Below are 13,101 nucleotides of genomic sequence, written 5' to 3'. Positions count from 1 at the left end.
TCGGTGCACCTCCAGTGCACCACCGGATCGCACTGGGCGGCAACGGTTGCGGTGTCCCGGATCGTCCCGGACGGGGCGGGCGCGCGACGCCGGTCCTCGGTAGACTCAGTGACGTGCGTCATTCCCTCAATGGCCTGGACCCCTCGTCCGCCGGTTCGGCTCCCCAGATGGTCGCCCTGCTCCGCGAACTGCGCGCCGGTTCGGGCTTGAGCATCCGCGAGGTCAGCCGCCGCGCCCGCGACCACGGCGACTGGCTCCCCACCTCGACGCTCGCCGCCGTCCTCAACCGCGACACCCTCCCCCGCTCCGAAGTCGTCGCCGCGCTCGTGCGCGCCTGCGGCGGCGACGAGGCCGCCGTCGACACCTGGCTCGCCCAGTGCTCCCGGATCGCCGCCGCCGATGTGGCGGACGCCGGCCAGGTCCCCCGCCAGCTGCCGCCCGCACCCCACGCGTTCACCGGCCGCGAGCGCGAACTGCGCCTGATCGGCGAGCACACGCGCGAGTCCGCGCCCCGCGCCGTCGTCGTCGCCGGGCCCGCCGGGATCGGCAAGACCGCGCTCGTCCTCCACTGGGCCCACCGCGCCCTCGACGACTACCCCGACGGGCAGCTGTACGTCGACCTCCGCGGCTTCTCCGGCACCGACCCGCTCGCGCCCTCGCCGGTGCTGCAGCGGTTCCTCACCGCACTCGGCACCGACGCGGAGGAGATCCCGGCGGACGGGGACGAACGCGCCGCGATGTACCGCTCGCTCCTGAGCCACCGCCGCGTCCTCATCGTCCTCGACAACGCCCGCAGCCCCGAGCAGCTGCGCGACCTCCTCCCCGGCACCGGGGGCTCAGCCGCCCTCATCACCGCCCGCACCGTCCTCTTCGGACTCACCGCGACCCACGGCGTCCCGCACCTGCGCCTCGCCCCGCTCGCCCGCGAAGAATCAATGGACCTCCTCGGCGCCATGGTCGGACGCGACCGCATCGCCACCGACCCGCAAGCGGCCCGCGGCCTCGCCGCCGCCTGCGGCGACCTCCCCCTCGCCCTGCGACTCGCCGCCTGCCAGACCCTCGCCCACCCCGAACAGGCCCTCGGCGACCTCCGCGACCGCATCGCCAGCGCCCCCCTCGCCAACCTCGACCTCCCCGGCGACGAAGCCGCCGGCCTCCGCTCCTGCCTCGACCTCACCCGCGACCGGCTCGCACCCGCCGAACGCCGGGCCCTCAACGCGATCGGCCTCCACCCCGCCACCGAGTTCGAACCCGCCGGCATCGCCGCCCTCACCGCGGCCACCACCGCCGACGCCGCCGCCGCACTCCACCGGCTCGCCGAAGTCCACCTCGCCGCCCCCCGCGACGACCGCTGGAGCGTCCACGACCTCGTCCGCGCCTACGCCCGCGAGCAGGCCGACGCGCATCCCGACCGCGACGAGGCCCTGCACCGCCTCTACGACTGGCACCTCGCCTCCGTGGCCGGGTCCTGGCAGGTCCTGTTCGGACTCGAACCCGAAGCGAACCCGGAGACCGCTGTTCCCAAGGCGCACTTCGCGACCCCCGAGGACGCCCTCGAATGGCTCGACGCCCGCCACAGCGCACTCGTCGAGACCATCCGCCACGCCGCCGCCGGCGGCCACCACTGGCACGCCAGCCGCCTCGCCTCAGCCCTCTGGCGCTACCAGTACCTGCGCGGCCTGCGCACCGAAGCCCTCGACTGCCTCGCGATCGCCCTCGACGCCGACCGCGCCGCAGGCGACCGGCGGCACGAGGCCACCGTCCGCTACCAGATCGGCAGCACCCACCGCGCCATCGGCGCCCTCGACGACGCCGAATACCACCTCAACGCCTCCCGGACCCTCGCGGCCGAACTCGGCGACCGCAACGGCGAACTGATCGCCCTCGCCGGCCTCGGCTGGTGCCACAGCCAGCGCTGGCGGCTCGCCGAGGCCCGCCAGTGCGCCGTCGAGGTCGCCGAGGGCTTCCGCGACCTCGGCGACGCCGTCCGCGAGGCCAACGCGCTGGACGACCTCGCCCATCTCGACCTCCTCATCGGCGACAACGAGAACGCCCAGTCCGGGTTCGAGCGGTCCGTCAAGACCTTCGCCGACCGCGGCTGGAACCAGAACCTCGGCGCCGCCCTCGCGGGCCTCGCCCGCCTGCGCCTGCGCGACCACGACCCCCACGCCGCCGCCGAGCTCCTCGAGAAGGCACTCCACGCCTACCGCGACTCCGGCGACGACTACGGCCAGGCGTTCATCCGCAGCCGCTTCGCCTACGCCCGCGCCCACCAGGGCCGGCACGACGAGGCCAAGGCGCTCGCCGAGCACGCCCTCGACGCGACGGCCGGCGCCAGCAGCATCGAACTGCGCCTCGAGATCCTCAACAACACCGGGTTCACCTACAACGTCGTCGGCGACCCCGCGACCGCCGAACGCCTCCACCGCGAAGCCCTCGACCTCGCCGAAGCCGCCCCCGACCCGTACGAGGAGGCCCGCGCCAACCACGGCCTCGGCAACGCCATCGCGGCCCAGGGCAACGAGCGTGAGGCGCGCACACACTGGGCGCGGGCCCTGCGCCTGCACGACGCGATCGGCACCTACGGCAGGGCCGAGGTCGCCGAGCTCCTCGGCAAGTCGAAGTAGGCCTCCCGGGGAAGCGGCGTAGACGCCCTGCTCCCCGACCCCGCCGAAGAGCCCGTCGCCGACGAGCACTGCTCGCTCTGGTCGAGGCAGCCCGTCCTGAAATCCGTCCTGCACTTGGGCGGGCACCGCCTGCCCTCCTCACGGCGAGTTCGGGAGCGGCCGCGACATGATCCCCGCTGGTATACATGAGCAGTGACCGAAAAGCGGCCCGGCCGCCTCCGCAACGCGTTCGCAGCCCTCGTCTACCGCATGCAGGCGTTCACCGTGGTCGGCTACATGGGCGTCGCCTCGTTCATCGGCGTCGAAGCGCTCATCGTGCTCCTCGGCTTCACCACGGTCCTGCCGATCGCGATCCCGTTCGTGCTCATAGTCCTCGGCCTCGTCTACCTCTTCCGCCAGCGCCTCCGCGGCCTGTGGGCCGGGGCCCGCGCCAGGCTGCGCCGCGGCGAAGCCGAGTAGGCGCTGGGGGGACCCCTCCCGGTCGGCCCCTGCGACAATCAAGGTCCCCCTGACATGAAGGACCTGACATGTCCCCGAACGAATCGCGCCCCGAACCCGACTCGGAGCCGAACCCCGCGCCCCCTCCCGAGCCCACCGCAGCGGACCCGAACGCTGACACCGAGCCGGCCGCCCCCGAACAGCGCCCCCCATCAGCGCCCGAGCCTCCCACGGCCCCAGAGCAGCACGCCCCGCCGCCTCCCGCATCCGCGTTCGCCTCGGAACCGGACGCCGACCCGTCGTCAGCGACCGCCGCCGCACCCGAACCGCCCATTGCGGCAACTGCAGCCCAGGACGACACGGCGTCTCCCAATGTCACCGATGACAATGCAGCCCAAGCCATCACGGAACCACCGCCCGTGGCACCCGCGAACGCCGCCTCCGATGACGCTGCCGCCCAAGGCACCTCGGCACCACCGCCATCCGGTACCGGAGCCGCCCCCGCACCGCCGCCCTACCCGGCCGCGGCACCGTACTACTGGCAGCCGGCGCGACCCCGCACGAACGGATTCGCGGTCGCGGCCCTGGTCGTCGGCATCGTCGGCGTCTGCCTCTGCTTCGGGTTCCTGGGCATCATCTTCGGCAGCATCGCGAAGCGGCAGATCGCCGAGACGGGCGAAGCCGGGGCCGGCCTGGCGACCGCCGGCATCGTCCTCGGCTGGATCGCGGTCGCCTTGGTCGTGCTCCGAATCCTCGTCATGATCGGCGCGGGCGGCGTCTCCTCCGGCTACGACTACTGACCCGCCGCAGGCCCGAACCGGTTCCGGCTCAAGCGATCTCGCGGGGATCGATCTGGACCCTCACCTGCTCGGCCTTCGCACTGGACCGCTCGGCGGTCGCCTTCGCGAGCACGCTCGCGAGGGCGGCCCCGTCCCGGCGGCGCACCCGCAGCAGCAGCCGCTCCGTCTGCTCATCGACCGGAATCGGCCCGATCACCTCGGCCCCCAGGTCCGAAGGCAGGTCCGCGGCGATCTTCTCCGCCTCGCCGTTCGGCCCCGTCAAAGCGGCGAACTTCATCACCGGCGGGAACCCGAGCTCAGCCCGCTCCTCGAGCTCGACACGCGCGAACCACGCAGGATCCCAACGGATCAGCGCCTGCACCACCGGCAGTCCCCCGTCCGCCGTCACCACAGCAGTGCCCGTGGAGGCGCACAGCGACACCGCGTTCATCCAGATCCGAAGCGCCTCTTCAGAAGCGGTCAACTCGGCCCGGGTCAACTGGGCCCACGTGTCCAGCAGCAGCACCGCGCCGTAGCCCTGCGGCGCCGTCGGCTCGACCCCCGGAGTGGACACGACGATGCGCCGGCCCTCCGGGATCACGCCCAACCGCTCCGAAGCGTTCGACTCGACCACCTCGACCCCCGGGAACGCACTCGCCAACTCCTCGGCGGTCCGCGCCGCACCGATCACGACCGCCCTGATCTGCGTCGATCCGCATTCCTTGCAACGGTAATGCTCATCGACCCGGCCGCACCACGTGCACACCGGAGGCCGACGCGGCCCCGTGAGCCGCAGCGGCCCAGTGCACTCCGGACACAGCGCGCGGGTGCGGCAGCGCTGGCAGGAGACGGCCGGCACATAGCCCCGGCGCGGCACCTGCAGCAGCACCGGCAGGTCGGCGTTCAACGCGCTCCGCGCGGCCTCCCAAGCGACCGTTGGCAAGCGCGCGGTCGAACTCGACGGGTCGGCCGCGAGGTCCGCGTCGTCGCCGATCGGCACGACGCGCGGCGCGGCGGCGCGGAGCGCGTCGCGCTCGCCGACCGCTGAAATCGCCCAGCCGGTCTCGACCAAGAGCTGCGCCTGCGGCGTGCGCGAGAAGCCGCCGACCACGCAGGCGGCCCCGGCGAGCTCGGCGCGGGTCAGCAGCACGTCGCGGGCGTGCGGCTGCGGCGCGTGGAGACTGATCAGGTTCTTGTCGCCGTCGTCCCAGACCGCCACCAGCCCGAGGCGTTCCACCGGCGCGAGCATCGCGACCTGCGTGCCCGCGACGACGCGGACCTCGCCCCGCAGGGCCTTGAGGAACGACCGGTACCGCGGCGTCGGACCCATGGCGTTCGAGAGCGTCACGTGCCGGTCCGGTCCGAGCACGGCGCTCAGCGCCGTGTCGAGCCGTTCCAGGTCGTACTGGTCGGGGACGACCAGCAGCGCCCCTCGCCCGGCGGCTGCGGAGGTCGCGGCGGCCTCGGCGAGCCGGGTCGCCCAGTCCTCGCCGGGGATCGCGCTCCAGACGATCCGGGGTGGTTTCCCTTCGCGCACCGCGCGCAAGAATGCCTCGCCAGCGATATATCTATTCCAGTGAGTGGTGGTCGGCGCCGTCACGGGCTGCGGTTCGCCCGGGGCCTCCTTCTCCACCCGCAGCTTGCGCTCGGGCAGGGCGAGGCGCAGCACGTCGGCGAGGTTGCCCGCGTAGCGGTCCGCGACACGGCGCGCCGCCGCCGCCACCTCAGCGGTGAGCACCGGCCCGGGCGGGACCGCTTCGAGCACCGGGAGGATCTTCCCGGTGAACTCCGTCCGGTCGCGCAGCTCCATCACGGTGGCCTTGAGCTTGCGGCCGTTGAACCGCACCGCGACGCGGCATCCCGGCTGCACCTCGTCGAGGAGTTCGACCGGGACACGGTAGTCGAAAAGCTGGTTGAGCTGCGGCAACGGGTGGTCTACGCAGACCGCTGCGTATCGTGCCGGGGACTCGTCCATCCAATAAAAATACCGGGCGGCTACGACAGTCGCAGCCGCCCGGCGCCTGAAGTCAGTACCCAGTTCACAGCATGTCGAGCGCAACCGCGCTCAGTACCGTCGCCGCCTCGCCAGCGCTCGCAGCTGGGTCTGGCCCGCGGTGACCGCCGTGTCGGCGAGTCCGAAGTCCGCGGCAGCGGTCGCGTCGCAACCGGGCGGCGCGCCCCAGCCCGTCGGCATGACGGACGCGCATGTGGTGCCGACCGCGACGTTGTCATGGAGGACGGCGCGCATGTCGACGCCGTTGGTCGCACCGCCGTTCCAGCCCGGCTTGTAGAGCCCCCACTTCACGTAGCCGCCGACATGGTTGTCGTTGTACGTGTTCGGACCGTCCGCATCGACGACCTGCCGCCAGCCGGGGCTCTTGCTGGTCTGCATCCAGGCGTCGATGTGGCCCGATGCGTCATAGGCCCAGTCGAACTTGAAGACGAAGTCGGTCCACTGGCCGAGCGCGGGCGTGCCGAGCGAGAAGTGGGTCATGGCGATCGAGTTCGCGGTGGTGCAGGCGTTCGGGTCGGCGTTCACGCGCAGGCGCCACTCCGCGGGCGGCGCGGGGTCGCTGCCGGGGTGCACCGCCAGGAAGGCGCTCGGCGTCTTCTTCGGCTCGCAGGACTCGGTGGGCGAAGGCGTGTTGTGCCACTGGAAGACGATGTCCTCAGCGGACCCGTCGTGCGCCCAAGTGCTGGGCAGGTAGACGCTGAACGCGTAGTAGCGGCTGTCGCCGACGCCGAAGCGCGCCTCGTCCACGTTGAGCGCATCGCTCTCGGAACGCATGCCGCCCTTCACCGGTGCGTCCGTCTGGCGCAGCTCGTGCCGGATCGAGGTGGTGCTGTCGCGACCGGTCCCCGAGGTCTGGATCGAGTGCGTGCAGCACTTCCCCAGGCCGATCTCGGGGTTTCCGGAGGTCACGCCGCCCGCCTCGTAGTCCGCCCAGAGCAACGCGTCGGGATCGTGCTCATCGGCGAGGGCGTTGAGCGAGGTCATGCCGGCGGCGGCCAGCGCGGCGACGGCGACCGCGACGATGGTGAGGGTGGATCGCTTCACAGGGGGGGACCCGTTCCAAGTCAAAAGGGACAGTACGCCTGCACCGTACCGCATCCGGGCCAGGCCGAAGGTTCCCGAAGACGCGAACGCGAGCGCCCCTGCCCGCCGGGCAGGGGCGCTCGGTTAGTGCGCTGCTAGTTCACGGCCTCTTTGAGGGCCGCGGCGCGGTCGGTGGCCTCCCAGGTGAACTCCGGGAGCTCGCGCCCGAAGTGGCCGTAGGCGGCGGTCTTGGAGTAGACCGGGCGGATCAGGTTGAGGTCGCGGATGATCGCGGCCGGGCGGAGGTCGAAGACCTCGAGCACGGCGCGCTCGATGCGCGCGGGGTCGACGGTCTCGGTGCCCTGCGCGTCGACCGCGACGCTCACCGGCTTGGCCTTGCCGATCGCGTACGCGACCTGGACCTCGCAGCGCTCGGCGAGCCCGGCGGCCACGACGTTCTTCGCCACCCAGCGGGCGGCGTACGCGGCCGAGCGGTCGACCTTCGACGGGTCCTTGCCGGAGAACGCGCCGCCGCCGTGGCGGGCGTAGCCGCCGTAGGTGTCGACGATGATCTTGCGGCCGGTGAGGCCGGCGTCGCCCATCGGGCCGCCGATCTCGAAGCGGCCCGTGGGGTTGACCAGGAGCTTGTAGTCGGCGGTGTCGAGGTCCAGGCCGGAGACGACCGGGGCGATCACGTGCTCGGCGACGTCGGGCGACAGCAGCGAGTCGAGCGAGATGTCGGGCGCGTGCTGGCTCGAGACGACGACGGTGTCCAGGCGCACGGGCTTGTTGCCCTCGTACTCGATGGTGACCTGGGTCTTGCCGTCCGGGCGCAGGTACGGCACGGTGCCGTCCTTGCGGACCTCCGTGAGGCGCTGGGAGAGCCGGTGCGCCAAGGCGATCGGCAGGGGCATCAGCTCGGGGGTCTCGCGGCATGCGAAGCCGAACATGAGGCCCTGGTCGCCGGCGCCCTGCAGGTCCATCTCGTCGATGTCGCCGGAGTCGACGCGGGACTCCCAGGCCTTGTCGACGCCCTGGGCGATGTCCGGGCTCTGTCCGCCGATCGAGACGTTCACGCCGCACGAGGCGCCGTCGAAGCCCTTCTTGGACGAGTCGTAGCCGATCCGCAGGATCGTGTCGCGCACGATCCGGGGGATGTCCGCGTAGGCGTGGGTCGTGACCTCGCCCGCCACGTGCACCTGACCGGTGGTGATGAGGGTTTCGACCGCGACTCGGCTCGAGGGGTCCTCGCCCAGCAGGGCGTCCAGGATCCCATCGGAGATCTGGTCGGCGATCTTGTCCGGGTGGCCCTCAGTGACCGACTCGGAGGTGAACAGGCGACGTGCCACGGCACTCCTCAACACTTCCACACCGCCAAGCGGCGCTCATTCGACTGACTTCGCAGCTCACAAGTCTATGCGCTGATGATCTTCCCACCAAGTCGGCACGCGCCGGTCACGCGGTGTCAATTGCGTCCACCCAGCGGGAGCCGCCCTGCGACGGCGTCCCAGATGGCATCGGCCACGGCCTCTTTGGAGGCGTGCTCGCGGGCGTCGACTTCGCCACGTTCGTCGAATACGGTGACCGAGTTCTCCGCCGAGCCGAACACGGCCCCGCCCGAGACGTCGTTGAGCACCACCAGATCGGCCCCTTTGGCCGCGCGCTTGCGCATGGCGTGCTCGGGGCCGTCGTGGGTCTCGGCCGCGAACACGACGAGCACCTGCTCGGGGCGTTTCTCGCGGCCCACGGCCGCGGCGATGTCGGCGGTGGAGGTCAGCGCCAGGTCGAGGTCGCCCTTGCGCTTGAGCTTGCGGTCCGACCGGTCCTTGGGCGTGAAGTCGGCGGGCGCGGCCGCGAGGACCGCGGCGTCGGCCTCGGCGGCGGCCTTCACGGTGGCGTCGTACAGCTCGCCGGTCGTGGAGACGCGTTCGACGCTGATCCCCGCGGGCAGCGGCGCGTCGATGTGGGCGGCGATGAGGTGCACCTCCGCGCCGCGCGCGGCTGCCGCGGCGGCGAGGGCGATGCCCTGCCTGCCTGAGGAGTGGTTCCCGATGAACCGGACCGGGTCGATCGGCTCGCGGGTCCCGCCGGCGGTCACGAGGACCTTGCGGCCCACCAGGTCCCTGGCCGGTGACGTCAAGAAGCCCTTGATGAGCGCGAAGAGCGATTCGGGCTCGGGCAGGCGCCCGGGACCGGTGTCGGCGCCCGTGAGGCGGCCCGAGTCGGGCTCGACGACGTGCGCGCCGCGCTCACGCAGGAGGGCGACGTTGGCGCGCGTGGCCGCGTGCTCCCACATCTCCGTGTGCATCGCCGGGGCGAACACGACGGGGCAGGTGGCGGTCAGCAGTGTGCTGGTGAGCAGGTCGTCGGCGCGGCCGTGCGCGGCCCGCGCGAGCAGGTCGGCGGTCGCCGGGGCCACCACGACGAGGTCGGCCTGGCGGCCGAGCCTGACGTGCTTGACCTCGGACACGTCGGAGAAGACGCCGGAAGCCACCCGGTGGCCCGAAAGGGCCTCCCAGGTGGCTTCACCGACGAACTTGAGCGCTGCCTCGGTCGGAATCACGTGGACGTCGTGTCCGGATTCCTTGAGGAGGCGGAGCAGTATGCAGGCCTTGTAGGCGGCGATGCCGCCTGACACGCCCAGGACGATGTTCACGCGCGAAGTTTACGCCCGCCGGACGCTTACGCGTCGGGGTCGTCGAACGCCTTCGTCTCGAGCAGGCCCTTGTCGAGCTCGCGCATGGCGATCGACAGCGGCTTCTCCTCGGGCGTGGTCTCGACGAGCGGGCCGACGTACTCGAGCAGGCCTTCGCCCAGCTGCGAGTAGTACGCGTTGATCTGACGCGCGCGCTTGGCCGAGTAGATGACCAGCTGATACTTCGACTGGCTCTTCTCGAGCAGGTCGTCGATCGGCGGATTGGTGATGCCGACCGGGTCGGCGACAGTCCCTGACACGTGTAATCCTTCGTGTGCGACTCGTGTTGCTCAGAGGCCCGGTGTGCCGGACCTCAGTTGTGGCTCGCCAGCTTCGCCGAGGCGAAAGCGGGGGAACTGAGCAACTCTACCAGCTCGGCGGCCGCCTGCTCGATCGACACATTCGTGACTGTGTGATCGAACTCGGCCTCCGCGGCGAGCTCTTGGCGGGCGGCGTCCAGGCGGCGCGCGATCGTGGCCTCGTCCTCGGTGCCGCGGCCGGTGAGGCGGCGGACGAGTTCGTCCCACGACGGCGGTGCCAAGAACACCAGTTGGGCGTCGTGCATGGCCCGGCGGACCTGGCGGGCGCCCTGCAGTTCGATCTCCAGCAGCGCCGGGAGTCCGGCGCGCAGGCGCTCCTCGACCGGGCCGCGGGGGGTTCCGTAGAGGTTCCCCGCGTAGGAGGCCCACTCAAGGAACTCCCCCGCGGCGATCATCGACTCGAACTGCTCGGTCGACACGAAGTGGTAGTCGGCGCCATCGGCCTCACCCGGGCGAGGCTTGCGGGTCGTGCAGCTCACGGAGAGCCAGACCCACGGGTAGTACTCCTGGATGAGGGCCTTGACGCTGCCCTTGCCGACTCCGGACGGGCCGGACAGCACCGTGAGGCGCTGGGCCAGGGCTGCGTGGTGACGATCGATGTTCACGCGACTACTACTACCCGAACTTAGGCCTGGTCGCCCTTGAATTCATCCAGAAGCGCGGCGCGCTGGTGCTCGCCGAGGCCGCGCAGCCGACGGGAGTCGGCGATCTTGAGCTTCTCCATGATCTGGGTGGCGCGCTTGTCGCCGATGCCGGGGAGGGCCTTGAGCACGGCCGAGACCTTCATCTTGCCCGAAATGTCGTCGGTGGCGGCGGACTTGAGGACCGCTTCCAGGGTGGTCTCGCCCGACTTCAGCTTCTCTTTGAGCTCGGCGCGGGCCTTGCGGGCCGCGGCGGCCTTCTCGAGAGCTGCGGCGCGCTGTTCCGGAGTCAGTTTAGGGAGCGGCACGGGGTCTCCTTGCAGTCGATGGTTTCTGTCCCTGTGGACCTTGACGTGCGGGTATCGCTGAAGCATACCCAGCTCGGGAACGGTAACCCCAGCGTCCGACACGCCTGCGACCGGGGGTGGGGCAAATTTCGGGCCCCGAAATCGCGGGTTTATTCCCCCATTGCGGCGCGGCATTCCTCCTGCAGCGCCTCGACGGCGCCGCGAATGCTCGCCACGGCTGGCCCCGGCTGTGCGATTTGTCGGGAATAGGACGGGATTGCGAAGTTCGTTGCCGCGCCGAGCACGCGCGGAAGATCACTCGGGCGTCCGCCCTGCGCTCCCATGCCCGGGACCAGGATGGGGCCGTTGAACTGGGACAGGTCGTGAGCGGTGTCACGTTGCCGCACGGTGGTGTGCGTGATTCCGTAAGTCGACTCACGCAGGCGGGCCTCCCCTTCTGAGGCGCAGGCCCCGATGGTGGCGCCCATGACGATGCCGAAGGAGCCCATGGGCTCGGCGTCGCCGTTCTGCTCGTTCACCTCGTCGATGATCCCCTGGGCCACTGACTTGCCGTCGCGGCGCTTGGCCATCTGCACCTGCTTGCCCTCGGGGTTCGAGGTGCGGGCCAGGACGAACAGGCCCTTGCCGTGGGCGCCGGCGAGGTCGAACGCGGGCTGCAGCGAGCCGGTGCCGAGGAACGGGCTCACCGTGATCGCGTCGACCGCGAGCGGCGAGGCCGGGTCGAGGTACGCCTGGGCGTACGCGGCCATCGTGGAGCCGATGTCGCCGCGCTTGACGTCGAGGATGACGAGCGCCCCGGCCCGGCGGGACTCCGCGATCACCCGTTCGAGGAGTGCCACGCCGCCCGAACCGAACCGCTCGTAGAACGCCGACTGCGGCTTGATGAACGCGCACGTCTCGGCCGCGGCCTCGACGAGCGTCATCGCGAAGCGCTCGGCGCCGGCCAGGTCGTCGTCGAGGCCCCAGTGCTGCAGGAGTGCGCCGTGCGGGTCGATCCCAGCGCAGAGCGGACCGCGCACCCGCGAGAGGTGGTGGGCCCGGGAGCCGAAATCCTTGCTGGTAGGCATGGCATTCCTTAAAAGGTTCAGGCTTAAGAGGTTCAGGCTTGTCGTCAACTGGACTGAGGGGTGCGGGCGCCCTTGCGGGCGGACGATCGGTAGCGGCGCACGCTGCTGCGCACCAGGCCGGGTCCGTTGTACACCAGGCCCGAATAGAGCTGCACGAGGCTCGCGCCGGCGTCGAACATCGCCTGCGCGTCGTCGGCGGTCATGATCCCGCCCGAGCCGATGATCGGCAGCGCCCCGTTGGTCTCACGGTGCACGAAGCGCACGATCTCGCGCGAGACCTGCGTCAGCGGCTTGCCGGACATGCCGCCGGGCTCGGCCGCGATCGCGTCCTCGCTCGGGTCCACGCCGTCGCGGCCGAGCGTGGTGTTCGTGGCGATCACGCCCGCGACCCCGGTCTCGAGGCAGACCTCCAGGAGCTCCGCCATGGCGGGCTCGGTGAGGTCGGGCGCGATCTTGACCAGGAGCGGGCGGGCCGGGCGGCCGGCGGCCAGGCGCACGCCCTCGGTGCGCAGCGCGTTGAGCAGGGCGCGCAGTGCGGCCGCGTCCTGGAGCTGGCGCAGGCCCGGCGTGTTCGGCGAGGAGACGTTGATGGCGATGTAGTCCGCGAACGGGTAGAGGAACCGCAGCGAGACCAGGTAGTCGTCGATCGCGCCCTCGAGCGGCACCGCCTTCGACTTCCCGATGCTGATCCCCAGCGGGCAGTTCACGGCCGGTGCGGAGGTGAGCTGCGCGGCCAGGGCCTGCGCGCCGTGGTTGTTGAAGCCCATGCGGTTGACGATGCCCTGGGAGCGGCGCATGCGGAACATGCGCGGCTTGGGGTTGCCGGGCTGGGGCTGGGCGGTCACGGTGCCGATCTCGGCGAAGCCGAAGCCGAGGGCGGGCCAGGCGCCGGTGGCGACGCCGTTCTTGTCCATGCCGGCGGCGAGGCCGATGGGGTTGGGGAAGGGGATGCCGCAGACGGTGACGGGGGCGCTGAGCTGGTTGAGCTTGATGAGCGCGTTCCGGGCCTGTCGCTGGGAGGACAGGCGGGTGAGCCAGCGCAGGGTGAACTCGTGCGCTTGCTCGGCGTCGCCGCGTCCGATCCGGAACAGGACCGGGCGGGCCAGTTTCTGGTACAGCATGCTCATTCCTGTATACGTCAATTCGCCGGGTGAGCGACACGGCTACGCCGTGCAGTCGCTCACCCGGC

At 71.4% G+C, this 13,101-nt stretch carries 12 protein-coding genes; 3 read left to right on the top strand and 9 right to left on the bottom strand.

The window, feature by feature from the left end:
- The first annotated feature begins 113 nt into the window (after positions 1-113).
- From AB0I03_RS23300 to AB0I03_RS23290, 3 genes are all read left to right on the top strand, one after another.
- A complete protein-coding gene (locus AB0I03_RS23300; protein ID WP_360416202.1) occupies positions 114-2,627 on the top strand; it encodes a helix-turn-helix domain-containing protein in 2,514 nt (837 codons plus the stop codon).
- A 192-nt stretch (positions 2,628-2,819) separates the two neighbouring features.
- Positions 2,820-3,086 carry a hypothetical protein gene (locus AB0I03_RS23295; protein ID WP_360416200.1) on the top strand — a complete coding sequence of 89 codons (267 nt, stop codon included), beginning with the start codon at positions 2,820-2,822 and terminating at the stop codon, positions 3,084-3,086.
- 68 nt (positions 3,087-3,154) lie between these two features.
- Complete coding sequence (locus AB0I03_RS23290; RefSeq protein ID WP_360416198.1) at positions 3,155-3,865, top strand: DUF4190 domain-containing protein; 711 nt, start codon at positions 3,155-3,157, stop codon at positions 3,863-3,865.
- 28 nt (positions 3,866-3,893) lie between these two features.
- Here the strand turns inward: AB0I03_RS23290 and AB0I03_RS23285 are convergent, their stop codons facing one another.
- The 9 genes from AB0I03_RS23285 to AB0I03_RS23245 all read right to left on the bottom strand — a co-directional run bounded on the left by AB0I03_RS23285 (position 3,894) and on the right by AB0I03_RS23245 (position 13,033).
- The gene (locus tag AB0I03_RS23285) at positions 3,894-5,819 is read right to left on the bottom strand and encodes a primosome assembly protein PriA (RefSeq protein ID WP_360416196.1); all 1,926 of its coding nucleotides are present in this window, start codon (positions 5,817-5,819) and stop codon (positions 3,894-3,896) included.
- A gap of 90 nt (positions 5,820-5,909) precedes the next feature.
- Positions 5,910-6,902: a polysaccharide lyase gene (locus AB0I03_RS23280; RefSeq protein WP_360416194.1), complete on the bottom strand. Its 993-nt coding sequence runs from the start codon at positions 6,900-6,902 to the stop codon at positions 5,910-5,912.
- Positions 6,903-7,036: 134 nt separating this feature from the next.
- Entirely contained in the window at positions 7,037-8,230 is a 1,194-nt protein-coding gene (gene metK, locus AB0I03_RS23275) for a methionine adenosyltransferase (protein ID WP_270109766.1), read from the bottom strand.
- 116 nt (positions 8,231-8,346) lie between these two features.
- Positions 8,347-9,537: a bifunctional phosphopantothenoylcysteine decarboxylase/phosphopantothenate--cysteine ligase CoaBC gene (gene coaBC, locus AB0I03_RS23270; RefSeq protein ID WP_360416192.1), complete on the bottom strand. Its 1,191-nt coding sequence runs from the start codon at positions 9,535-9,537 to the stop codon at positions 8,347-8,349.
- Between the two features lie 26 nt (positions 9,538-9,563).
- Positions 9,564-9,836, bottom strand: coding sequence for a DNA-directed RNA polymerase subunit omega (rpoZ, locus tag AB0I03_RS23265; RefSeq protein ID WP_270109768.1), 273 nt, complete (start codon positions 9,834-9,836; stop codon positions 9,564-9,566).
- A gap of 53 nt (positions 9,837-9,889) precedes the next feature.
- On the bottom strand, positions 9,890-10,501 hold the full coding sequence (gmk, locus tag AB0I03_RS23260; RefSeq protein WP_360416190.1) for a guanylate kinase: 612 nt from the start codon (positions 10,499-10,501) through the stop codon (positions 9,890-9,892).
- Between the two features lie 20 nt (positions 10,502-10,521).
- Positions 10,522-10,845 carry an integration host factor, actinobacterial type gene (gene mihF, locus AB0I03_RS23255; RefSeq protein WP_030156658.1) on the bottom strand — a complete coding sequence of 108 codons (324 nt, stop codon included), beginning with the start codon at positions 10,843-10,845 and terminating at the stop codon, positions 10,522-10,524.
- A gap of 149 nt (positions 10,846-10,994) precedes the next feature.
- On the bottom strand, positions 10,995-11,912 hold the full coding sequence (gene pyrF, locus AB0I03_RS23250; protein ID WP_360416188.1) for an orotidine-5'-phosphate decarboxylase: 918 nt from the start codon (positions 11,910-11,912) through the stop codon (positions 10,995-10,997).
- A 44-nt stretch (positions 11,913-11,956) separates the two neighbouring features.
- Positions 11,957-13,033 (bottom strand): quinone-dependent dihydroorotate dehydrogenase, encoded by a 1,077-nt coding sequence (locus tag AB0I03_RS23245; protein ID WP_360416186.1) that lies wholly within the window; start codon positions 13,031-13,033, stop codon positions 11,957-11,959.
- Positions 13,034-13,101 lie beyond the last annotated feature (68 nt).

The organism is Glycomyces sp. NPDC021274 (assembly GCF_040641195.1).
Taxonomy (GTDB): Bacteria; Actinomycetota; Actinomycetes; order Mycobacteriales; family Micromonosporaceae; genus Glycomyces.
The sequence above is the reverse complement of the archived record's forward strand: the minus strand, read 5'-3'. Positions and strand labels throughout refer to the sequence as shown.